The sequence below is a fragment of the Enterococcus timonensis genome, assembly GCF_900104595.1.
GTDB classification, from domain to species: Bacteria; Bacillota; Bacilli; order Lactobacillales; family Enterococcaceae; genus Enterococcus_J; species Enterococcus_J timonensis.
Genome location: NZ_FNVY01000003.1, coordinates 447,300 through 470,111 on the forward strand (window position 1 = coordinate 447,300; position 22,812 = coordinate 470,111).

21 protein-coding genes and 1 pseudogene are annotated in these 22,812 nt (G+C 39.3%); 15 read left to right on the forward strand and 7 right to left on the reverse strand.

What is annotated here, in order from left to right; translation table 11 throughout:
* Positions 1-95: 95 nt before the first annotated feature.
* Together yidC and BQ5341_RS03930 are read right to left on the reverse strand one after the other, a co-directional pair.
* Positions 96-1,052: a membrane protein insertase YidC gene (yidC, locus tag BQ5341_RS03925; RefSeq protein ID WP_071130728.1), complete on the reverse strand. Its 957-nt coding sequence runs from the start codon at positions 1,050-1,052 to the stop codon at positions 96-98.
* Between the two features lie 223 nt (positions 1,053-1,275).
* Positions 1,276-1,551, reverse strand: a complete 276-nt coding sequence (locus tag BQ5341_RS03930; RefSeq protein ID WP_071130729.1) for an acylphosphatase — start codon at positions 1,549-1,551, stop codon at positions 1,276-1,278.
* Positions 1,552-1,863: 312 nt separating this feature from the next.
* Between BQ5341_RS03930 and BQ5341_RS03940 the strand changes: the two are divergent.
* The 6 genes and pseudogenes from BQ5341_RS03940 to tgt form a co-directional block, all read left to right on the forward strand.
* A pseudogene (locus BQ5341_RS03940) lies at positions 1,864-3,216 on the forward strand (ABC transporter ATP-binding protein); the annotation flags it as partial.
* Between the two features lie 185 nt (positions 3,217-3,401).
* Complete coding sequence (locus BQ5341_RS03945; protein ID WP_071130731.1) at positions 3,402-3,734, forward strand: PadR family transcriptional regulator; 333 nt, start codon at positions 3,402-3,404, stop codon at positions 3,732-3,734.
* The gene (locus BQ5341_RS03950; RefSeq protein WP_071130732.1) at positions 3,735-4,094 is read left to right on the forward strand and encodes a DUF1048 domain-containing protein; all 360 of its coding nucleotides are present in this window, start codon (positions 3,735-3,737) and stop codon (positions 4,092-4,094) included.
* Positions 4,091-5,011: an ABC transporter ATP-binding protein gene (locus BQ5341_RS03955; RefSeq protein WP_071130733.1), complete on the forward strand. Its 921-nt coding sequence runs from the start codon at positions 4,091-4,093 to the stop codon at positions 5,009-5,011. The genes BQ5341_RS03950 and BQ5341_RS03955 overlap by 4 nt, the downstream gene beginning before the upstream one ends.
* Positions 5,012-5,767, forward strand: a complete 756-nt coding sequence (locus BQ5341_RS03960; protein WP_071130734.1) for an ABC transporter permease — start codon at positions 5,012-5,014, stop codon at positions 5,765-5,767.
* A gap of 110 nt (positions 5,768-5,877) precedes the next feature.
* Positions 5,878-7,167 carry a tRNA guanosine(34) transglycosylase Tgt gene (gene tgt / locus BQ5341_RS03965; protein ID WP_071130735.1) on the forward strand — a complete coding sequence of 430 codons (1,290 nt, stop codon included), beginning with the start codon at positions 5,878-5,880 and terminating at the stop codon, positions 7,165-7,167.
* Positions 7,168-7,211: 44 nt separating this feature from the next.
* Here the strand turns inward: tgt and BQ5341_RS03970 are convergent, their stop codons facing one another.
* Positions 7,212-8,426, reverse strand: a complete 1,215-nt coding sequence (locus tag BQ5341_RS03970; protein ID WP_071130736.1) for a hypothetical protein — start codon at positions 8,424-8,426, stop codon at positions 7,212-7,214.
* Positions 8,427-8,590: 164 nt separating this feature from the next.
* Here BQ5341_RS03970 and BQ5341_RS03975 point away from each other — a divergent pair, with 164 nt between their 5' ends.
* The 6 genes from BQ5341_RS03975 to BQ5341_RS04000 all read left to right on the forward strand — a co-directional run bounded on the left by BQ5341_RS03975 (position 8,591) and on the right by BQ5341_RS04000 (position 13,827).
* Positions 8,591-9,358: an IclR family transcriptional regulator gene (locus BQ5341_RS03975; RefSeq protein WP_071130862.1), complete on the forward strand. Its 768-nt coding sequence runs from the start codon at positions 8,591-8,593 to the stop codon at positions 9,356-9,358.
* 162 nt (positions 9,359-9,520) lie between these two features.
* Positions 9,521-10,171 (forward strand): bifunctional 4-hydroxy-2-oxoglutarate aldolase/2-dehydro-3-deoxy-phosphogluconate aldolase, encoded by a 651-nt coding sequence (locus BQ5341_RS03980; RefSeq protein ID WP_071130737.1) that lies wholly within the window; start codon positions 9,521-9,523, stop codon positions 10,169-10,171.
* Positions 10,172-11,188, forward strand: a complete 1,017-nt coding sequence (locus BQ5341_RS03985; RefSeq protein ID WP_071130738.1) for a sugar kinase — start codon at positions 10,172-10,174, stop codon at positions 11,186-11,188.
* A 12-nt stretch (positions 11,189-11,200) separates the two neighbouring features.
* On the forward strand, positions 11,201-12,049 hold the full coding sequence (gene kduI, locus BQ5341_RS03990) for a 5-dehydro-4-deoxy-D-glucuronate isomerase (RefSeq protein ID WP_071130739.1): 849 nt from the start codon (positions 11,201-11,203) through the stop codon (positions 12,047-12,049).
* Between the two features lie 44 nt (positions 12,050-12,093).
* Positions 12,094-12,888 carry a gluconate 5-dehydrogenase gene (locus tag BQ5341_RS03995; protein WP_071130863.1) on the forward strand — a complete coding sequence of 265 codons (795 nt, stop codon included), beginning with the start codon at positions 12,094-12,096 and terminating at the stop codon, positions 12,886-12,888.
* A 132-nt stretch (positions 12,889-13,020) separates the two neighbouring features.
* Positions 13,021-13,827, forward strand: a complete 807-nt coding sequence (locus tag BQ5341_RS04000; RefSeq protein WP_071130740.1) for a gluconate 5-dehydrogenase — start codon at positions 13,021-13,023, stop codon at positions 13,825-13,827.
* 175 nt (positions 13,828-14,002) lie between these two features.
* Here BQ5341_RS04000 and BQ5341_RS04010 read toward each other — a convergent pair whose 3' ends face one another.
* The 4 genes from BQ5341_RS04010 to BQ5341_RS04025 are packed head-to-tail and all read right to left on the reverse strand — an operon-like array spanning position 14,003 to position 17,397.
* Positions 14,003-14,656, reverse strand: coding sequence for an ABC transporter permease (locus tag BQ5341_RS04010; protein WP_071130742.1), 654 nt, complete (start codon positions 14,654-14,656; stop codon positions 14,003-14,005).
* Complete coding sequence (locus tag BQ5341_RS04015) at positions 14,653-15,579, reverse strand: osmoprotectant ABC transporter substrate-binding protein (RefSeq protein WP_071130743.1); 927 nt, start codon at positions 15,577-15,579, stop codon at positions 14,653-14,655. Before BQ5341_RS04015 ends, BQ5341_RS04010 begins: the two co-directional genes overlap by 4 nt.
* Positions 15,572-16,216, reverse strand: a complete 645-nt coding sequence (locus BQ5341_RS04020) for an ABC transporter permease (RefSeq protein ID WP_071130744.1) — start codon at positions 16,214-16,216, stop codon at positions 15,572-15,574. The genes BQ5341_RS04015 and BQ5341_RS04020 overlap by 8 nt, the downstream gene beginning before the upstream one ends.
* A complete protein-coding gene (locus tag BQ5341_RS04025) occupies positions 16,213-17,397 on the reverse strand; it encodes a betaine/proline/choline family ABC transporter ATP-binding protein (RefSeq protein ID WP_071130745.1) in 1,185 nt (394 codons plus the stop codon). Before BQ5341_RS04025 ends, BQ5341_RS04020 begins: the two co-directional genes overlap by 4 nt.
* Positions 17,398-17,954: 557 nt before the next feature.
* Here BQ5341_RS04025 and adhE point away from each other — a divergent pair.
* From adhE to BQ5341_RS04040, 3 genes are all read left to right on the forward strand, one after another.
* Positions 17,955-20,645, forward strand: coding sequence for a bifunctional acetaldehyde-CoA/alcohol dehydrogenase (gene adhE / locus BQ5341_RS04030; protein WP_071130746.1), 2,691 nt, complete (start codon positions 17,955-17,957; stop codon positions 20,643-20,645).
* 106 nt (positions 20,646-20,751) lie between these two features.
* Positions 20,752-21,432, forward strand: a complete 681-nt coding sequence (locus BQ5341_RS04035; RefSeq protein ID WP_071130747.1) for a metal-dependent hydrolase — start codon at positions 20,752-20,754, stop codon at positions 21,430-21,432.
* Between the two features lie 15 nt (positions 21,433-21,447).
* Positions 21,448-22,773 (forward strand): DRTGG domain-containing protein, encoded by a 1,326-nt coding sequence (locus tag BQ5341_RS04040; RefSeq protein ID WP_071130864.1) that lies wholly within the window; start codon positions 21,448-21,450, stop codon positions 22,771-22,773.
* Positions 22,774-22,812 lie beyond the last annotated feature (39 nt).

Sequence of the window (22,812 nt, forward strand, 5' to 3'; positions counted from 1 at the left end):
CTAAGAATTTTAGAAAACGTACATTTAATCCTCTTATAAAACACAAAAAAATCCAGCCTACACAGGCTGGATTTTCATTTTCTAATTCATTTCATTTATTTATGTTGTTGCTTGCCGCTGTTACGACCTTGGTTTTGTCCGCCTTCGATTTGACGATTGCGATTTTTTTTCTGGGTGTTACTACCACTCTTGCCATCATCTTCAGGAGTTACGTCTTTGCGCACTACTGGTTTAATAACGGTTTTTGGTGGGTTTTGTTTCAGTTCTTCGCTGATTTTTGCTTTGATCTTTGGTTTCATAATGACATTACTGATGTAAGTTTGCAGCATGGAGAAAATCCCGCCGACAATCCAGTACAGCGTCACACCCGCAGGCGACGAGAACGAGAAGAAGAGAATCATTAACGGATTCATCAACATCATGGTCCGCATTGTTTTTCTTTGTGAGTCGGGCACGCCAATCATGCTCACTAAGCTCACGCCGAGATACGATAAACCAGCTAAAGCAACGAAAATCAAATTCCGTTCCCCTAAATTCACGCCGAAAAATACGGAAGTTGAGATACCCTCTGTATATTGGGCGGCATAAAATAACGCTGAGAAAATCGGCATTTGGATGAGTAATGGCAAACAGCCGATACCGCCAGTCATGGAGACGCCGTTTTCTTTGTATAAAGAAGACATTTCCATTTGTGCTTTGCGTTGTTCCTCAGTAGTCGTGGCCGCTTTTAAATTGGCTTGCGCTTGATCCATCTGTGGTTTCAAAGCAGCCATTTTTTCTTGTTGGATAATGCTGGAACGACTTTGATGCAGACCTAGCGGCAAAATAATCAGGCGCACAATCATCGTAATCAGAATAATCGCCAGACCATAATTGCCACCCATTAGATCAGCAAAATAATCCATCGCAAAACTCATCGGGCGCACGAGATACAAATACACCCAACCTTCACCAGTCGGCGTACCATCTTTGGCACGTTGCACACAACCGCTTAAAAATAACACTGCTCCAAATAGGCCGGAAGTTAGTAGCCACTTATTTAATTTTTTCATGAATTCTCCTTTAAATGTTAATCAACAAAGAATATGATAACAAGGAATGAGAGAGATTTCAATCAAACTTGGAGATTTCAGAAAATTTTAAGAAAAATTTGTGAGAACTGGTGCTAAAATTACAAAAAATAGGACTTTTTCCGCAATAATGGGAAAAGTCCTATTTTTTTGAACGCTAATAAAAAGAAAAGTTTCATTTTAACCTAGCAAAAAAATTTTACTTTTACCCAGTCACTTTAAATTTCTGATAATCCGGCAAAGTTTGATCTTCAACGACTTCAATTTCACTGACACGCCCACTGGGACTAGGCGAAGTTTTGATAGCTTTAATGAAAAGCTCCATTTGCTCCGGCGCACCAACAGCTTCAATATAAACCTCACCATTATCCAAATTTTTAACAATGCCAGAAATTTTCAATTTATCCGCCACCATCTTGGTCATATAACGAAACCCCACACCTTGCACCCGGCCGTGGACGGTCATCTTCACTTTTTTCATATTCATCGCCCCTTTGTGTTTACCCTTTACTACAAGTCTAGCGAGAAATTTTTATTTGGGCAAGGAAAATGCTATCTTAGTTACATTTCCGGATTTAATCGAGCGATCTCTTGTGCTACAGATTTTTTATGGGCGAATTTTTCTTGTAAAGTAAACAAGTATTTGATGAAAGTTGCGGGTGTCTTGAACAATTTTTTGGCTTCTAACAAGGAGGCCACGGCGTTTTGAATTTCTGCGGGCGTTTTTGCTTGAGCGAAAGCAGACTCCAGTAAAGGTTGGTAAATCGCCAATAATCCGGGGGCATATTTCTTTAATAGTTTAAATCAAGCTTTGTTAGAAGTTTTTACTAATGTGGCGCTTTTGGTGGGGATCTTAATTATGATGTTCCAACAAAGTGTGGCATTAACTTGGGCGACGATTGCTACAACGCCTATTGTCGTAATAAGTTGTGTGCTGGTCATTAATAAAGCTAAAAAATATGTTGATTTGCAACAAGATGAAGTCGGCAAATTAAACGGTTATATGGATGAAAAAATTTCCGGCCAAAAAATTGTCATTAGTTATGGTCTGCAAGAAGAAACAGTGGCAGGATTTGTGGAACACAATAACGCCGTGCGCCAAGCGACTTACAAAGGGCAAGTCTATTCTGGTTTGCTGTTTCCTTTAGTGCAAGGAATGAGCGTGGTCAATACAGCGATTGTGATTTTCTTTGGCGGTTGGCTAGCGGTAAATGGCGATTTGGGACAAGGAGTGGCGTTAGGTTTAGTTGTTTCATTTGTTCAATATTCGCAACTGTATTATCAACCACTGGGACAAATTTCTTCCGGCTATTCGATGATCCAACTAGCCATTACCGGCGCTCGCCGCTTAAATGAAATGTTTGACGAACCTGATGAAATCAAGCCAGCAGAAGGAAAAATGTTTTCCGGCATTGAAAACCATGTCGCCTTGGAACATGTTACGTTTGGCTACAAAGAAAATCAGCCAGTCTTAAAAGATGTTTCAATCGATGTTAAAAAAGGTCAAATGGTCGCTTTAGTTGGTCCGACGGGTTCTGGAAAAACTACCGTAATGAATTTATTGAATCGGTTTTATGATGTCCAAAGTGGTCGGGTGACTTTTGATGATGTAGACGTTCGGCAGCTGGATTTAGATGTTTTGCGTAGCCACGTGGGGATTGTCTTACAAGATTCCGTTCTATTTTCCGGAACGATTTTTGAAAACATTGCCTTTGGAGCGCCGGATGCTACCGAAGAACAAGTTTATGAAGCGGCGATGCAAGCCCATATTCATGATTTTATTATCAAATTAGAAAAAGGCTATCAGACAGAAATTTCCGATGAAAATTCTATTTTTTCAACGGGGCAAAAGCAATTAATTAGTATTGCTCGGACGCTGTTGACCAATCCTGATTTATTAATTTTAGACGAGGCGACTTCCAATGTGGATACTGTTACTGAAGCTAAAATTCAAAAAGCAATGGAGACGGCCATTATGGGGCGGACCAGCTTTGTAATTGCTCACCGCCTAAAAACAATTTTGCGAGCAGATCGGATTGTTGTGTTAAAAGACGGCCAAGTAATTGAAGAAGGAAATCACCACCAGTTACTTGAGTTAAACGGCTTTTACGCCGAACTTTACCATAATCAATTTGTTTTTGAATAAACCAAGATCCAGTATTGGTAATTAAAAAGCAGTTCCCAAGTGGGAGCTGCTTTTTTGAATTGGAGTCAGAATTATTTAAAAAAGTTAAGAAAAATTTTACTATTCAGTGACACAAAGTAGTTGACAAGTTTAGCTACTCGGTATTATTATATACCAGTACTAAGTAATAAGAAGTAGGTGAAATGATGGATAAATTAACGGAAATGTTAAAAGGTGTCTTAGAGGGCTTGGTTCTAGAAATTATTTCCAAAAAAGAAACATATGGCTACGAGATTACTAAGACTTTAAATGAAATGGGCTTTGCCGATATTGTCGAAGGAACAGTCTACACGATTTTATTGCGCTTGGAAAAAAATCAGCTAGTGGAAATTGAAAAAAAACCATCTGAAAAAGGACCGATGCGCAAATTTTATCGTTTGAATCAGCAAGGACAAATAGAATTGCAACATTTTTGGGAGCGTTGGACGTTTTTAACCGAAAAAATGGCTAATGTGAAAAATCAATTGGAGGAAAAATAAATGAAATTTACAGAACTGATTTTTGGTGAAAATTGGCGCCAGGAAAAGAAAGAGTATAAATTATTTAAACAAAAAGTGGCAGCTCTACCGGAGGATTATCGGTTTGTTTTTAACGAAATTCAAAAATATTTGTGGAATTTTTCTGATGCCTCGGGGCGAAAAACTTTAAAAGTATTAAACGATCTTTACGAAATGTTTGCTCAAGGTGCCGCTGATCAGCAAGATGTTATTGAAATTACGGGACCAGACGTGGGGGAATTTGCGGAAAATATTGTGCGGGAAATTGCTGATAGTTGGATGGAAGATCGCAAGCAAAAACTCAATAAAAAGATTGCTAACTTTAAGGAGGAAAAACGATGAGCGCGATGATTGAAGTGGCCCACTTAAAGAAAAGTTTTGGTGCAAAGGAAGTTTTGAAAGATCTTTCTTTTAGCTTACAAAAAGGCGAAATCTATGCATTATTAGGCAGCAACGGAGCTGGAAAAACCACAACGATCAAAATTTTGGCAACACTCGCTCATCAAAATAGTGGTTTTGCTGAAGTTGGCGGGTTTGATGTGGAAAAAAATCCGCAAAAGGTGCAGGAAGTCATTTCTTTAACTGGCCAATTTGCAGCGGTGGATGAAATGTTGACGGGATTAGAAAATTTGGTGTTAATTGGCAAATTGCGCCATTTGAAAGAACCGCAAAAAATTGCAGTGACCTTGCTAGAAAAATTTGGCTTAACGGCAGCTGGAAATCAATTAGTTGCTACTTATTCTGGTGGAATGAAGCGGCGGTTGGATTTAGCCATGAGTCTAGTGGGCAGCCCCAAAATTATTTTTTTAGACGAACCAACGACCGGCTTGGATCCGGAAAGTCGTCTGCAAGTTTGGGATTTTATTCGCGATTTAAAAAAAGCGCAAGTAACGATTTTGTTGACTACGCAATATATTGAAGAAGCTGAGCAGTTAGCCGATCGAGTAGGTATTTTAAAAAACGGAGCGTTGATTAAAGAAGGGACGCCGCAAGATTTAATGGCGGAAGTCGATCAAGGTGTCGATCTGAGTTTTTATAATATGGCCGACTATCAGCAGGCCATAGCGATTTTGCAAGGGCGCACGCTGCAGTTTTTTCCAGAGATATTGCGCCTGCAAGTAATTACGACCGGGAGCGCTGAGGATTTTGCCCAAGTAGTGGTGGATTTGGAAAAAGCGGGCGTGACTTTTAGAAAATTTGGCAAAATGGAAAATAAATTAGAAGATGTCTTCTTAAAAATTATTCAGGAGGGAAAGTAAATGGAAGCTATAAAAGATACATACACCATGACACAACGGGTGTTGAAACACACTTTAAAAAGTATTGATACATTAATTACTGTCGTTTTGATGCCGGTGATGATTATGTTGGCTTCAGTTTACATTTATGGATCGGCGATGTCAGTGGGATCGATTAGTTATGTTGATTATGTCGTGCCGGGAATCTTGGTTTTGACGGTGATTACGGGATCATCTTATACGGCTTATCGCTTAAATCAAGACGTGACAAAAGGCATTTTTGAGCGATTTCACTCGATGCCAATTGCCAAAAGTTCTATTTTAGGCGGGCACGTCTACACGAGTGTTTTGTATAATTTTATTTCGGTGATCTTTGTAGTTTTGGCGGCATTTTTATTTGGTTTTCGGCTCCAAACAAGTTTCAGTGGAATTGTGTTAGCGTTCCTTTTATTGTTATTTCTTAATTTGGCAGTGACTTGGATTGGTGTATTTTTTGGCTTACTGGCAAAAAATGTTGAAACGGCCAGTATTTTCAGTTATGTATTGATGGCTTTCGTTTTTATTAGCTCGGCTTTTGCCCCGACTTCGACAATGAAAAGTGGACTGAAATTTGTCGCCAACCACCAACCATTTACTTGGATCATTGATGGATTGCGAAATTTGTTAGTAAATCAGGAGCTCACGGCTGATTTTTGGTGGGGGCTTTTGGCGCTAGTTATTATGGGGACAGCTTTTCGTTGGGCGGCGCTGATTTTATATAAAAAGCGTTTGGCTTAAATCTATGAATAGATTAGCCGGCAAAATTGGATTTAATTTTACTCCTTTAGTCAGCCTCTAGAAAATGGTATAATCGAGGCACGAAGATAAAAATTAAAGGAGTAACTATTTTGGATAAAGCGTTAGATTTCACGATTAAAAATAAAATCCCCGGCACGTTAGCCCGGACAGGAACCATTACGACCCCTCATGGAGTCATTCAAACGCCGGCTTATATCGGTGCGGCCACGGCAGCAACGATGAAAACTTTGACCAATGCGGAAATTGACGAGCTAGGCGCCCAATCGATATTAAGTAATACGTATCATTTAATGTTGCGCCCCGGTGCCAATTTAATTGCGGCCGCTGGCGGAATTCATCAATTTATGAATTATCATAAACCCCTCTACACTGATTCCGGTGGCTTTCAAGTGTTTTCTTTAGGGATGGCTTATAAAAAAGGCCTTGATGCTACCAGTCATACGACGAAAGGTTCATCGGAAAATGCCGTTATGAGTCCGGATCAATTATCTAAAGTAGAAAAAGATGGCGTTTGGTTTAAAAGTCATTTAAATGGCGATCGAATTTTTATGTCACCTGAAATTTCCATGGAGCTCCAACATAAAATCGGCGCCGATATTCATATGTCCTTTGATCAATTGACCTCGCCATTATCGGGCCGGGAACAAATTAAAGAAGCTATGGATACCACACATGCTTGGGCGAAACGTGGTCTAATTCGCCACGAAGAATTAAATCAACAACATGTAGCCGCTGGTGAAAACTTGCAAGCTCTCTTTGGGGTTGTTCAAGGAGCACGAGAAGAAGATTTTCGTTTAGAAAGTGCGGGATTTTTAGGGGAGTTGACCTTAGAAACTGGGGCGCAATTTGACGGATTTGGGATTGGCGGTACTTTTCAACCAGAAGAATTACCAGATGTTTTAACTTGGGTCAATGGCACGTTACCTGAAAATAAACCGCGCCATTTGTTAGGGATGGGGGCTCAACCGGCGGATTTATTTTTAGGCGCTGAATTTGGGTGTGATACATTTGACTGCGTGGCCCCAACTCGCCAAGCTCGCAACGGGGCGCTTTACACGTATGGCGGTCGCATCAATATTAAAAATTTGAAATTTGCCGAAGATTTTCAACCGATTGATCAAAATTGTGATTGTTATACTTGCCAACACCACACGCGGGCTTATTTGCGTCATTTATTTAAAGCTAATGAAACGACTGGCCTTGTCTTAGCATCGATTCATAATGAGCGTTTTGTAGTTCGGACAGTCGAAGAGATTCGTCAAAAAATAAATGCCGGACCGGAACAATTTTGGCAATACAAAAAAGAATTTTTAACGGACTATTACGGGGCAGAAAGAGCAGCTGATTTTCTAGCGACTAGCCCAGAGGAATGGCGCTAAAATAAAAAATCTGCTTACTGACGCAAACAGTAAGCAGATTTTTTTTAAAGTGTTAAAAGTTCATTTTTAATTTCTTGTAATAATTCTTTGGCAAATTGTTGTTGTTTGTCGTCTCCAATTACATTAGCGACTAAATTTAAACGGCCAGAAAAACTGCTAAAGCAAACTTGAAACATAGGCGTCTTACGAAACGCACCTGAAGTGTAAGCTTCAAGAATTGTATTTTCTTTTAAGGAAAACTGTTGGCTGGAAAGTTGCGACATATTAGTATAAGAAATACTCCGCATATGGTAATTTTTTTTAGCATCTTCTCGCAACTGGAGGAGAGTTTGGGTTTGATAATTTTCAATAATTGTTAAAGTCGATTGCAAAAATTGATAGTGATCTTTAAGAAACTTCATTTCGTCATGGACTTTTTTCCCGGATGCTAGAAAACTTTCTTTATAAGAAATCTCAGGTTGTGGATTATAACGGGCAGTGAAATTACCAATATGAAGTTCGTGTTTCAGACTTTTCGGTAAAAATTGGCGAGTATCCGTCGGGCAAGCTAGTGGAATTTTAGCAGCTTCTGGATTATATTTGGCTAAAATCCGCATAAATGAAGTGAGCATCACGTCATTTAATGTTAGGTTATTTTTTTTCGTTGCTTCGTGGAGGTGAGCAAATTGCAATTCATCTAGCGCCACATGTTGAACGGCGTAAAAAGCAGATTCACTAGTTTCTGGGAAAGGTAAATCCAATGTAATCCCTGTTGTGTCTTGGCGCTTGGCTTCATTTAAAAAGTCTTTTGGCACATGTGCGACGACTTCATTTAAATCTTGATGATTTTTCCCAAAACTTGTATCCGGATTATTGTAAAAAGCTAGAATGCAAGCCATGACCAGCTTTAAACCGGCACCGTCTGCCACAATATGACTTTCTAGAAAGAAAATTTCTTGAAAGTCTTTTTTTGTCCGCAAGAAAATTTCTAGCTGCGGTTTCTTTAAAAAATCAAGCGGGAAGGTAAAGGGACTTTCCTCGCTATCTAGTTGATGAATGATCGTTGCAGCTGTCTCGGTAACCGGATAAAAATAATTGTCACTTAATTCGTAACGGCAAAAAATTTGCGGAAAGACTTTAGACATTTTTTCAACAGCTTCAGTGAAACGCTGAAGATTCACAGGAACTTCGACTTTTAAATAGCCAAGAACAGAAGGATAGAATGTTTGAAAACTATTCGTATGGAGCAAACTTGTTGGTTGGGCTTCGTAACGGATCATAATTTCACAGCTTTCTTTGTAATTTATTTATTTGCTGAATCATTGATGCTTACGATTTCATTTTAGCACAAATTAGAAAAAGGCGTTTAATAAAATTCTTGACAAATTTCTTAAATAGAATACAATTTTCTTATAAGGAAATATTCTCTTGGAAGGAGGAAAGAATCTTGGATAGCAAACCATATGGCACAGTCCTCTTAAAAGCAGCGCTGATTTTAGATTTTTTAGCCGAACATCCCCGCTCGAAGCTACAAGAAATTGCTAAAGCCTGCGAATTAACCTCATCGACCACTTTAAAAATTTTAGACACCCTGTTAATCATTCATTATGTGGACAGAAATGAACAAAAAGAATTTTCACTAGGGACAAAATTTTTCCATTTTGCCAGTGCGAGTCTTTCGCAAATGAATTTATCAGAAATTGCTAAACCTTTTTTACATCAATTGCAGCAAAAAATTGATGAAACGATTCATCTGGGCATCCTAGAAAATAATACGATTTTATATGTAGACAAGTTGGAGCCGAAAAACCAAAATATTCGCATGTCTTCAAAAGTTGGCGTTACCCGGCCACTTTATTCATCCGCTATGGGCAAAGCGGTCTTGGCCAATTTTCCAGAAGGCCAACTGGAAGATTATTTGACCCAAACAACACCGCTTAAGGCCTATACCGAAAATACAATTACTAATCCATTACGTTTGAAAAATGAATTGCAAACGATTGAAAAAACGCGAGTCGCTTTTGACGATGAAGAAATGGAAAATGATATTTTTTGCGTAGGAGCAGCCCTAGTTGTTGATCATCAAATTCGCGGCGCCTTTTCGATTTCAATTCCTAAATATCGATTGAACTCCGAAAAAAAAGAATTTATGATTGAAGAAGTATTAAAAACAAAAGAAAAATTAGAGAAAAAACTTAGCGGAAAAAGCTAAAAAATCGGTAAATCAGGAATTTTCAAAGATTTTTCCAAACAATTTATGAGAACTTGCCAAAATTTAATTGATGTCGCTTGCTAAATTTCTCAAGCTTAGTATAATAAAAGTGTAGTTTCTTTATAGAAAAGCAAATTTCCAAATAAGAAAAGAGGGTCTTTTATGAAACGTGTAGAATTATTACAAAAGATTGAACAGTCCGGAGTGATTGCTGTAGTCCGGGGAAAAGACAAAGCAGAAGCTATTAAAGCTGTCGATGCAATTATCGCTGGTGGCATGAAGGGAATCGAATTAACTTTCACCGTGCCAAATGCGGATCAAGCCATTGCTGAATTGGTAGAAAAATATGCTGATGACGCTGAAGTTGTTGTGGGAGCTGGAACTGTTCTTGATGCCATCACAGCGCGTCTAGCTATTATGGCTGGTGCTAAATTTATTGTCAGCCCAACATTTGACCAAGAAACAGCTGAAATCTGTAACTTGTATCAAATTCCTTACTTGCCAGGTTGCATGACCATTACTGAAATGAAAAATGCTTTAAAAGCTGGCGCCGATATTATCAAATTGTTCCCAGGTTCAGCATACGGTCCAAGTATTATTAAAGCTTTCACTGCTCCACTACCTTATTTGTCAATTATGCCAACAGGTGGCGTAAGTCTTGATAATATGGCTGAATGGTTTAAAGCAGGCGTTGTAACAGTTGGCGTTGGCGGGAATTTATTAGCTCCTGTTGAAACGGGCGACTTTGATCAAGTGACTGAAGTAGCGAAACAATATGTTGCTAAGTTCAAGGAAATTAAAGGTATTAAATAGATGGCAAAAGTCGTAACACTTGGCGAAATCATGCTGCGACTTTCCACCACATTGGGCGCTCGGTTGCAATTGGCCGAAGATTTGCAAGTTCATTATGGTGGCGGCGAGGCGAATGTCGCTATTTCTCTAGCTAATTATGGTCACGAAGCTTATTTAGCTACAGTTGTGCCGGAAAATGGTTTGGGTATGGCTGTAAAAAAACATTTGCAACGATTCAGTGTGCATTCCGATTATGTTGTGACCAATGGACCACGTTTAGGAACTTATTATATGGAAACTGGTGTCTCTGAGCGGGCAGCTAGCGTAATTTATGATCGCGCCGGCTCTAGCTTTGCTGCCACCACTTCTTTACAATGGGACTTAAAAAAAATCTTACAAGACGCTAAAGTTTTGCATATGTCAGGAATTACCGCCGCGTTATCGCCTGCTTGGCAACAATTATCGATTGAAATTGCTCAAACAGCACGAAATCTTGGCGTGAAAGTAAGCTTTGATGTCAATTATCGAGGCATGTTATGGACACAAAAAGAATGCGGACAATTTTTACAAAAAATGTTGCCACTCGTTGATTATTGTTCAGCTGGATCGATGGATGCACGATATTTATTAAATGTTGAACCATTTGCTGGCGAGGCTAACTCTAAAGAAGAACGTCAATATTATTACGAAAAAATGCACCAACTTTTTCCAAATATCGAAGTTTTTTATGCGACATATCGTAAGGTGCAATCAGCTTCAAGCAATGATTTGACCGGAACCATTTATAATGGAGACGGAGAATATTTTGAATCAGGAACGCATCATATTGAACCGATTGTCGATCGCGTTGGCGGCGGCGATGCCTTTTCCGGTGGAGTCCTCCACGGTTTAATTCAAAAATGGTCCTTGCAAGATACGGTTAACTTTGGCACCGCGGCATCGGCCTTAAAACATACAGTCCACGGTGACTGTAATCAATTTAGTGAACTCGAGGTCCAAAACTTTTTGAAAGCTGGATCTGGAAAAATAATACGATAAGGAGATTTTAAAATGTCAAACCAAAATATGGAAACACGTTACACTCATTCACCAGAAGATATCCGTCACTATTCAACAGAAGATTTGCGTCGGGAATTTTTAGTAGAAAAAATCTTTGTTCCTGGGGAAATTGCTTTAACTTATACTCACAATGACCGGATGATTTTCGGGGGCGTAACGCCAACAACTGAACCTTTAGAAATTACTTTGTCTAAAGAATTAGGTGTTGATTTTTTCCTAGAACGTCGCGAACTTGGTGTGATTAACATCGGTGGACCTGGTGTCATTGAAATTGATGGCAAAAAAGATGATATGAAAAAACAAGATGGTTATTATATTGGGAAAGAAACTAAACATGTTGTTTTCTCATCTAAAGATGCTAAAAACCCTGCTAAATTTTATATTTCTTCAACACCTGCTCATAAAGTATATCCAAATGTAAAAATTTCTATCGATCAAGTAAAACCTCGTGAAACTGGCGAAGGCAACACAATGAACGAACGGAAAATTTATCAATACATTCATCCAAATATTTGCGAAAGCTGTCAATTACAAATGGGTTACACCATTTTGGAACCAGGTTCTTCTTGGAACACAATGCCTTGTCACACTCATGAACGTCGGATGGAAGCTTATGTTTACTTCGACTTTGCGACTGACGACACTCGCGTTTTCCATATGATGGGCAAACCTGACGAAACAAAACACTTAGTCTTGTCTGAAGACCAAGCAATTATTTCTCCAAGCTGGTCAATTCACTCTGGTGTTGGTACTTCTAATTACTCATTTATTTGGGCAATGTGTGGCGAAAACATCACTTATGACGACATGGATATGGTCGACATGAAAGATTTGAAATAATATTATTTAATAAAAGAAAGAAGGAAAATATAATGGCATTTGATATGAAAAATTTCCGCTTAGACGGAAAAGTTGCGTTAATTACTGGCGCATCTTACGGAATTGGCTTCTCTTTAGCTACTGCTTTTGCACAAGCTGGAGCAAAAATCGTTTTTAACGATGTGAAACAAGAATTAGTTGACAAAGGACTTGCTTCTTATAAAGAAATCGGAATCGACGCTCATGGTTATGTAGCTGACGTTACCAATGAAGACCAAATCAACGACCTTGTTGCTCAAATTGAAAAAGAAGTTGGCGTGATTGATATTTTAGTAAATAATGCTGGGATTATTAAACGGATTCCAATGTTAGAAATGTCTGCTAAAGATTTCCGTCAAGTTATTGATATTGACTTAAACGGACCATTTATCGTTTCTAAAGCAGTATTACCAAGCATGATCAAAAAAGGCCACGGCAAAATCATTAACATTTGTTCAATGATGAGTGAACTTGGTCGTGAAACAGTTTCTAGCTATGCTGCTGCAAAAGGCGGATTGAAAATGTTGACTAAAAATATTTGTGCTGAATTTGGTGAAGCAAATATTCAATGTAACGGCATTGGACCTGGCTACTTTGCCACTCCTCAAACTGCTCCATTGCGTGAACGTCAAGCTGACGGATCTCGTCATCCATTTGACCAATTCATTATCGACAAAACTCCAGCTGCACGTTGGGGCGACACTGAAGACTTACAAGGACCTGGTGTTTTCTTAGCCAGCGACGCCAGCAACTTTGTTAACGGCCACATCTTGTACGTTGACGGCGGTATGTTAGCATCATTCGGTAAACAACCAGAATAAAGTGCAATTTTAGCTAGCAAAAATTGCCTGATAAATAAAGGGCAAATTTAGCTAGCAAAAAATAAGTTCTCTGAAATGAAAAAAGACGACACGTGCTGTGCCGTCTTTTTTTATCTGAAATGGAGGTCTCAAATGTCTACATTTGATTTAAAAGGGCAAGTGGCTTTAATAACTGGTGGGGCTCACGGAATAGGTTTTTCCATGGCTGAAGCGTTGGGAAAAGCCGGTGCCGAGATTGCTTTTAACGCAACTAGCGAAAAAAGTGTCGCCCGCGGTTTGGAAAATTTCAATAAAATTGGGCTTGCTGCCCACGGTTATGTGGCTGACGTTACCGACGAAGCAGCAGTGGAGCAATTAGTGGCTCAAATTGAAAAAGATTTAGGATCGCTTGATATTTTGGTCAATAATGCCGGGATCATTCAGCGGACACAGATGCTAGAAATGGCAGCGGCAGATTTTAAAAAAGTAGTGGATGTGGATCTGACGGGTCCATTTATCGTAGCCAAAGCGGTCATCCCTGCTATGATTGAAAAAAATCACGGAAAAATCATTAATATTTGTTCCATGATGAGTGAACTTGGTCGCGAAACGGTCGCCGGATATGCAGCGGCTAAAGGTGGCCTTAAGATGTTAACGAAAAATATTTGCGCCGAGTTTGGTGAGTTTAATATTCAATGTAATGGCATCGGGCCTGGCTATATCGCGACTAGTCAAACTGCGCCCTTAAGAGAGCGCCAAGCAGATGGCTCGAGACATCCTTTTGATGCTTTTATTTATAGTAAAACGCCACAAGGTCGCTGGGGTGAGGCGGAGGATTTGCAAGGGCCGGCTGTTTTTCTAGCTAGTTCGGCCAGTGATTTTGTCAATGGTCAAATTTTATACGTTGACGGCGGCATGCTAGCTTATATCGGACGCCAAAAAAATGATTTAATCAAATAGGTGCAATTTTTGCTGAATAGCTTCGACAGAAAAATAGGAAAATGTGAAGTGAGCAACGCTCACAAAATAGTTTATCTTTTTTCCAAGAAGCTAGCAAAAAATGCCCGAAAAATAAGTGCAATTGAAAAGACCTTCCAAAAGTTTAATTTTTGGAAGGTCTTTTTTCTGCTATTTTTTAATTTTTATTAGGGGTTAATTTTCGTTCAATCATGCCTAAAAATAAATCGGTACAAATGGCCATTAAAGCAGTTGGTAGAGCGCCGACTAAAATAATCGCTGTGCCGTCTGTAGCGTTAGTGCCGCGAATAATAATATCGCCTAAGCCACCGGCGCCTACAAATGAGCCAATCGCCGTAATCCCAATGGCAATCACTAAAGCATTACGAATACCGGCCATAATTACGGAAATACTCAAGGGAAGTTCCACCATTTTTAATCGTTGCCAACGAGTCATTCCCATCCCGCGAGCTGCATCTAAAATATCGCCATCGACTTGATTCATGCCGGTGTAAGTATTTTTTAAAATGGGTAACAAGGAATATAAAAAGATGGTCGCAATAACTGTGTTTACGCCAAGCCCCAAGCCTAGCATAATAATCGACAGCATCGCTAGCGACGGAATGGTTTGAATAATATTAGCAAGCGTAATGAGAGCTGGCGCCATTTTTTTATGGCGAGAAAGCCAGATGCCCAATGGAATAGCAATAATCGCCGCAAACAAAACGCCATAAATGGCAATTAAGAAATGACGGGAAAATTGTTGCCAAACATAAACGCCGTTAGTTCTTAAATAATAGAAAAATTGTTCCCAAACATTTAAATCTTTCATTTTGCCACCTCCTGAAAATAATTATGACTTTCTAAGAAGCGTTTGGCCACTTCTGCAGGTTCTAATAAGTTGTTATCGGCTTGATAATTCAACTCTTGCATTTCTTCAGTGGAAATTTTTCCAGTCAATTTTTCCAAAATCCCTTCAGCTTCGGGATGTTTTTCAAAAAGTGATTCGTTGACCACCATGGCACAATCATACGGCGGGAAGAAATGGCGGTCGTCTTCTAACATCACCAAGTCATAACTGGCGATTCGTCCATCAGTGGAATAACCTAAGATGACATCCATTTGCCCAGCTGCAACAGCATCGTAAACTAAGCCAATTTGCATCGGATAAGTTTTGGCAAAAGAAAAATCATAGGCAGAAATAAAGCCTGGATAGCCATCACCTTTACGATTCAGCCAAGAAGAGTCTACGCCGACTGATAACTCGTCAGCATAATTTTGAAGATCAGAAACTTTTTGCAAATGATATTTTTCGGCGGTTTCTTTTGTCACTAGAAAAACATAGGAATTTTCAAAACCGTAACTAGGAAAGTATTGTTGGTGAAATTTTTCCTGAAAACCAGCTTGAACTAAGCTAAGTGCTTTTTGAGGATCGGTGACCGGCTCTTGATTTAAAACAGTCGTTAAGTCAGTTCCTGTGTAACGAGCAGCAGCAATATCGCCGTCGCCATTGACTAACGCTTGATGAATAATACTGGTGGTGGCCAAATTATTTACTAGTGTAGTTTCAAAATTGCCATCATGTTCCAAAAGTTGACTAATCATGGCTGCCATAATCTGACTCTCAGTAGTAATTCCACCAATAATTGAAATATTATTTTTATCGTGGTTACTGGCAAGACCCGGCAGCGAACAACTACCTAGCAGGAGTAAAGCACCTAGGAGACCCAGAAGTTTGGTCATTTTTTTAAACATCTTGCTTCACCTCCAGCAAAGGTTTCGGCGTTAAGCGATGTTCTAATTTGCTTAATAAATAATCCGTCAAAAGAGCCATAATAGTCACCGGAATCGTCCCGGCAAAAATCAAATCACTACGATACAAATTTAACCCTTGGAAAATAAAATCACCTAAACCACCGGCACCAATATAAGAAGCTAAAGTGGCCCAAGCAATCACATACACACTAGCCAATCGCACGCCGGCCATAATCGTGGGAATCCCTAAAGGAAGTTGCACCTTAAATAATAATTGTTGGCGGGTCATCCCCATGCCAACGCCGGCATCGATAACGTCGGGATTTAAATTTTTCATAGCCAAAAAAGTATTACGCATAATTGGTAGCAGTGAATAAATAAATAGCGCGAGAACAGCTGGCGTAAAACCAATCCCAAAAATCGGAATCATTATGGCTAAAAGAGCTAGACTAGGGACGGTTTGCAAGGCTGAAGTAATCCCCATGACGATTTTTGCTAAAGTTTTTGTTCGGGCAATCAAAATCCCTAAAGGTAGGGCGATAATAATCCCCAACGCTAAAGCTGTAAAAGAAATTAAAAAATGTTGACCAAATTTTACTAATAATTCACCGCCATAAGTTCTAAAAAATGCGGTCATTTCAACACCTCCGTAATTCCCGGAGTTGCCTCTTGATTGGCAGCTGCTTCTTGCAACGTTTCTTCCTCACCAAAAATAACATCATAAACAATATCGACTAAAGACGAGCGGGTGAGAATGCCCACCAAACGTTTTTTACTATCAGTCACGGGGACATATTTCACGCCGCGTTTTAAAATGCGTTGCAACGTATCTCTTAAAAGAGCGCTCTGTTGCACGTAAAACACTTGCGTATTTAAAATATCGCCGACACTGGTGGCGGTTTTGCGTTTGGCGTCAATGGATTCAATATCAATAAAGCCTTTTAAAACTTGGGCTTCATCTACCACTAATAATGTGTCGACGCGTTTTTCTCTCATTAAAGAGATGGCTTGAGCTAAAGATTTTTCTGGCGTGATGGAAACAGCGTGGGCTAACATCACTTGTCCGACGGTGGTGATGTCAGGTTTTGTTTGTAACAGGCGGTCGGCCCCTAACAGTTCTTCTACAAAAGCGTTGGCCGGGTGTCGTAAAATATTATCCGGTGTGTCAAATTGAATAATTTTTCCTTCACTCATAATGGCAATCCGACTAGCTAATTTTAAAGCTTCATCCATATCATGGGTGACAAAGACAATTGTTTTTCCAAGGCGGACTTGTAAATCTTTCACCAAATCTTGCAACGTATCACGTGTTATAGGATCTAAAGCGCCAAAAGGTTCATCCATTAAAATAACTTTTTGATCGGCGGCTAAAGCGCGAATCACACCAATTCTTTGTTGTTGCCCTCCAGAAAGTTCATGAGGGTACCGAGCCAACATTTCTTCAGGCAGATCAACTAAAGCAATCATTTTTTTGGCAATCGCTTGGCGTTTTTCTTTTTCGACATTTAATAATTGGGGAACGAGGGTAATATTTTCGCCAATCGTTAAATGAGGTAAGAGACCCACATTTTGAATAACGTAGCCGATTTTCCGCCGCAAAGTCACCGCATTTTCTTTATGGATATCTTCATCATTAATTAAAATGGTGCCACTTGTCGGTTCGGTCATGCGGTTAATCATGCGCATAGTGGTAGTTTTACCAGAGCCAGATGTTCCGATGAAACAAATAAATTCCCCTTCTTCAATGGAAAAACTTAAATCTTCCACGGCAATTTTGCCACCTTTATATATCTTTGATACTTGTTTAAATTCAATCATCGCATTTCCTCCTTAAAAATTAAAAATACCCGAAAATCTCCTTACTAATTGTTACAAAAATCGCCGTCAAAAGCAAATTATGGCGATTTTACAAGGTTTTATTTTTAATAAATCGTGAGAATAAATTTTTAAAATAACAAAAAAACAGCTGAATTTCACAAATAATGGAAGGGAGTGAGGTAGCGGTCGACTGGTGATCGTTGCTAATCCAACTTTTTAGCTGAAATAACGGGAAAAAGCGAACTTTCTAAAATGAGAAACTTTTAATCTTGTTTTATTAAAGCCGGGCGCAAAATTGAAAGCGAATCAATTATTTAATGAAAAAAATTTTTTTATTTTTTTACACAAACTCATTGTGAATTAAAGAGCATACAAAAGCTAATTTTTGTGGATTTCCCTAGTGAAAGCATAAAAATGCCCGCTTTAAGTAAAAAAAAAGTGTGATTTTTATCACATGTACACTTGCAATTTGGTTTTCATTTGTGTATGATAACAAATGTAAGCAAGTGATGAACTTCACTAAAGTGTTTTTAAACAACATTCAGGAGGAAATTAATATGGCTAAAACAATTGCCCCAAAAACAAAACCAACTGCTGAAGAAAAAGCAGCTAAAATGGAACAAGCTCGCCTCTACACCGATACATTGGTTCAAAAAGCACTCGTTGCAGAAAATGCCTATGCTCATTTTTCCCAAGAACAAGTAGATAAAATCGTCGCAGCCGCTGCCTTAGCTGGTTCCGAAGCTGCCTTAATGTTGGCTCATGAAGCCGTTGACGAAACCAAACGTGGTGTTGTTGAAGATAAAGATACGAAAAATCGTTTTGCTACTGAAAATATTTACAATTTAATCAAACATGAAAAAACAGTCGGGATTATCGGCGAAGATAAAATTAAAGGTCAAGTCCAAATTGCTGCCCCGCTTGGTGTGTTAGCAGGGATTGTCCCAACCACGAATCCAACGAGTACTTCCATGTTTAAATCATTAATGGCTTTAAAAACCCGGAATGCAATTGTTTTTGCTTTCCATCCTCAAGCGCAAAAATGTTCCAGTCATGCGGCTAAAATTTTGTATGATGCCGCTGTTGCCGCCGGAGCGCCTAAAGATATTATTCAATGGGTGGAAGTTCCTTCTTTAGAGAACACGACAGCTTTAATCCAAAATCCAAATATTGCTTCGATTTTAGCAACAGGTGGACCGGGTATGGTTAATGCCGCTTTGAAATCTGGTAATCCTTCACTAGGTGTCGGTGCTGGTAACGGAGCGATTTATGTGGATCACACAGCGTACATTGATCGGGCAGTGGAAGATTTACTTTTGTCAAAACGTTTTGATAATGGGATGATTTGTGCCACAGAAAATTCAGCTGTCGTTGAAGCGCCAATTTATGATGAATGGTTAGCTAAAATGGTAGAAAAAGGTTCTTACATTGTTCCGAAAAAAGATTATCAAAAATTAGCTGACTTTGTTTTTAATGAAGGTCACGGTGTAAATGGAGCCGTCGCTGGAATGTCTGCTCACTGGATTTGTGATCAAGCGGGCGTTGAATTACCTGCCGAATGTGATGTTTTATTATTTGAATTAGATGCTAAAAATATCGGCGAAAAACTTTCTTCTGAAAAATTATCTCCATTATTATCGGTCTATAAAGCAGCAGATCGACAAGAAGGCATTCAGATTGTTGCCCAACTGTTAGCTTATCAAGGGGCGGGACACAATGCAGCCATTCAAATCGGTTCACAAGCTGATCCATTTGTAGCTGAGTTTTCCGAAAAAACTAATGCGGCGCGGATTATTGTTAATCAACCAGATTCCATCGGTGGAATTGGTGATATTTACACCGACGCACTGAAAGCAAGCTTAACTTTAGGAACTGGATCATGGGGGAAAAATTCAATGTCACATAACTTAACCACCTCAGACTTAATCAATGTTAAAACGGTTGCCAAACGGAGAAATCGTCCGCAATGGGTTCGGTTGCCAGAAAAAGTTTATTATGAAAAAAATGCCATTTCTTATTTACAAGATGATGCGGAAGAAATGAATCGCGTCTTTATCGTGGCCGATCCTGGTATGGTGCAATTTGGCTTTGTGGATAGTGTTTATTCCCAATTAGAATTGCGGGACGAAACAGTTAAGACTTCACTTTACGGCAACGTCCGCCCTGACCCAACTCTAGGACAAACAATTGAAATTGCCCAACAACTGCAACAATTTAAACCCGATACAATTATTGCTATCGGTGGTGGATCAGCTTTAGATGCTGCCAAAATCGCTCGTTTTATTTATGAATATTCACTAGATCAAGAAGCTGGATTTTTAGAAAGTTATGAAAAAGTTTCTGAACTTTTCTACAAACTCCAACAAAAATTCATGGATATTCGTAAGAGAATTGTTCGTTTCCATCACCAAACAGAAACGAAATTAATCGCCATTCCAACTACATCAGGGACTGGTTCTGAAGTTACACCATTTTCAGTTATTACTGATGACAATACTCATGTAAAATATCCATTGGCAGATTATGAATTGACCCCACAAGTGGCGATTGTTGATCCTGAATTTGTTCTGACTGTGCCACGTCGGACGGTTTCATTGTCTGGATTAGATAGCTTATCCCACGCTTTAGAATCTTATGTTTCTGTGATGGCTTCTGATTTTACTCGTCCTTGGTCACTTGAAGCCATTAAATTAGTCTTTGAAAACTTGGAAGAATCGTTTAAATTCGATCCAAAAAATCCAACGTTAGCTGGCGAAACGGCGCGAGTAAATATGCATTATGCCGCGACTTTAGCTGGGATGGCTTTTGCCAATGCCTTCTTAGGAATTAATCATTCATTTGCCCATAAAACAGGTGGTGAATTCGGCTTGCCACATGGTTTAGCAATTACAATTGCTATGCAACACGTGGTACGGTTTAACGGAGTTGCCGGCAATGTTAAACGGACGCCATTCCCACGTTACGAAGTATATCGCGGTCAAAAAGATTATGCTGATATTGCTCGGGCCTTAAATCTGAAAGGCAATACAGATGCTGAATTAGTTGAAGCTCTTTGCCAAAAAATTGCTGATTTAGCTAAAGCTTTAGAAGTTGACACAAGTTTGTCAGGAAATGGTGTCACCAAAGAACAATTTGACGGATCAATCGATAAATTAGTTGATCTAGTTTACAACGATCAATGTACGACAGCGAACCCACGTCAACCATCTCTTGCTGAAATTCGCCAAATGTTAATTGACCAATTTTAAAATATTTTTTGCAACACCGACGCTTTTTCAGGTCGGTGTTTTTTTCTGTACTATTATATTGTTTCATCTGTTATAATTATCTTAAAGAATTGAAAGGAGCAAACAAATGAAAATAATTTATCATGGACATGCCACTTTATCGGTTATTTTAAATGACGGAACAAGAATTTTAGTTGATCCTTTTTTTACCGGAAATTCTTGGAGTACAGTAAAACCTGAGGAAATAAGTTGTGATTATATTTTAGCAACGCACGGCCATAACGATCATATTCAAGATTTGCTGCCGATTGCTAAAAAAAATAAAGCGACAGTGATTGCCATTGCCGAACTTGCTAGTTGGGCTAAAAAAAATGGCGCGAAAAGTCACGGCATGAATCTTGGCGGAAGCTTTGAATTTCCATTTGGACACATTAAAATGGTGACAGCCCAACATTCTTCTAGTTTTACTGAAGATGGAAAAACTATTTACTTAGGCGAACCGGCGGGATTTATTTTACAAGCAGATGGCAAAACAATTTATTTGGCAGGAGATACGGCTTATTTTTCTGATATGAAATTACTTGCCGATGATTTTGTAATTGATTTGGCGGTGCTACCGATTGGCGATAATTTTACAATGGGGATAAAAGATGCCGTTAAAGCTGCAAAAGCTGTGGAGGCAAAAAAAGTATTGCCCATTCACTACAATACATTTCCAGCCATTAAACAAGATCCAGAAAAATTTGCAAAAAGCTTACCGGCCGGTGTCGTGAGCATTCTAAAAGCTGAAGAAGAACTGATTATATAGAGAGAAGGAAAAATGTTGGCCACCAAACACGATCAAATATTACAATTTATCGAAGCTTTGCCAGTGGGTGAGCGGATTAGTGTGCGTAGTATTGCAAAAAATCTCAGTGTCAGCGAAGGAACTGCATACAGGGCCATTAAAGATGCCGAAAATGCTGGTGTTGTTTCCACTATTCAAAGAGTTGGTACGATTCGGATTGAACGCAAACTTAAAAAAAATATCGAGCGACTAACTTTTAATGAAGTGGTAAAAATTACAGAAGGCGATGTTTTAGGCGGTGCAGTTGGATTAGAGCGGGATTTAAATAAATTTGTGATTGGCGCTATGACCGTTGAGGCGATGGAACGCTACATTTCGCCAGATTCATTAATGATTGTCGGCAATCGTTTAGATGTTCAAAAATTAGCCTTACAACTAGGCGCGGCGGTCTTAATTACCGGTGGCTTTGAAACAACTCCTGAAATTGCTGCTTTAGCGGATGAGTTGAATATGCCGGTGTTGCGGACGACTTATGATACGTTCACGGTGGCGACATTGATTAACCGCGCTCTTTCTGATCAGCTTATTAAAAAAGATATTATGCTGGTTTCAGATATTTATACGCCGCTAGAAAAAACAAATTATTTGCGGGGAATTGAAACAATCGCCGATTATCGAAAAATGGCCACTAGTTCAGGTCACTCCAGATTTCCAGTGGTGAATCAACATTTACGTTTATTAGGCATGATTACCGCCAAAGATGTGGTGGGGAAAAATGATGCACAAACCATCGACAAAGCCATGACTAAAGATCCAAATTCGGTGAAAAAAGGAACGAGTGTAGCGAGCGTTTCGCACCAAATGATTTGGGACGGACTAGAAGTAATGCCTGTAGTGGAAGATGATTTGACATTAATGGGGATTGTTACGCGCCGTGATGTGATGAAGTCGATGCAACTGGCGCAACGGCAACCGCAAATGACTGATACTTTTTCCGACCAAATTTCCGGTCAAGTGATTACAGTTGAAGAAACCAAAGTGCCCACCGGCTTTGAATATAAATTTGTCGTGACGCCACAAATGGTTAACGGAGTAGGGACGATTTCTTTTGGCGTTTTAAGCGAACTAATAACTACCGTCACCCAACGCATTATGGTGACCCATCAAAAACGCAATGTGCTGATTGAACAAGTGAATTTGCATTATTTTAAATTGATTCAATTAGAAAGTGAGCTGTCAATTCGACCACGGATTTTAGAAATTGGCCGCCGCAGTGCGAAACTAGATATTGAGGTCTTTTTGGAAAACAGTATTGTGGCAAAATCCATCGTGATTTGCCAAGTGATGGAACGTTCCCAATGATTAAATGCGGCAAAGTTGGCTGGAAAAAAATAAAAGATA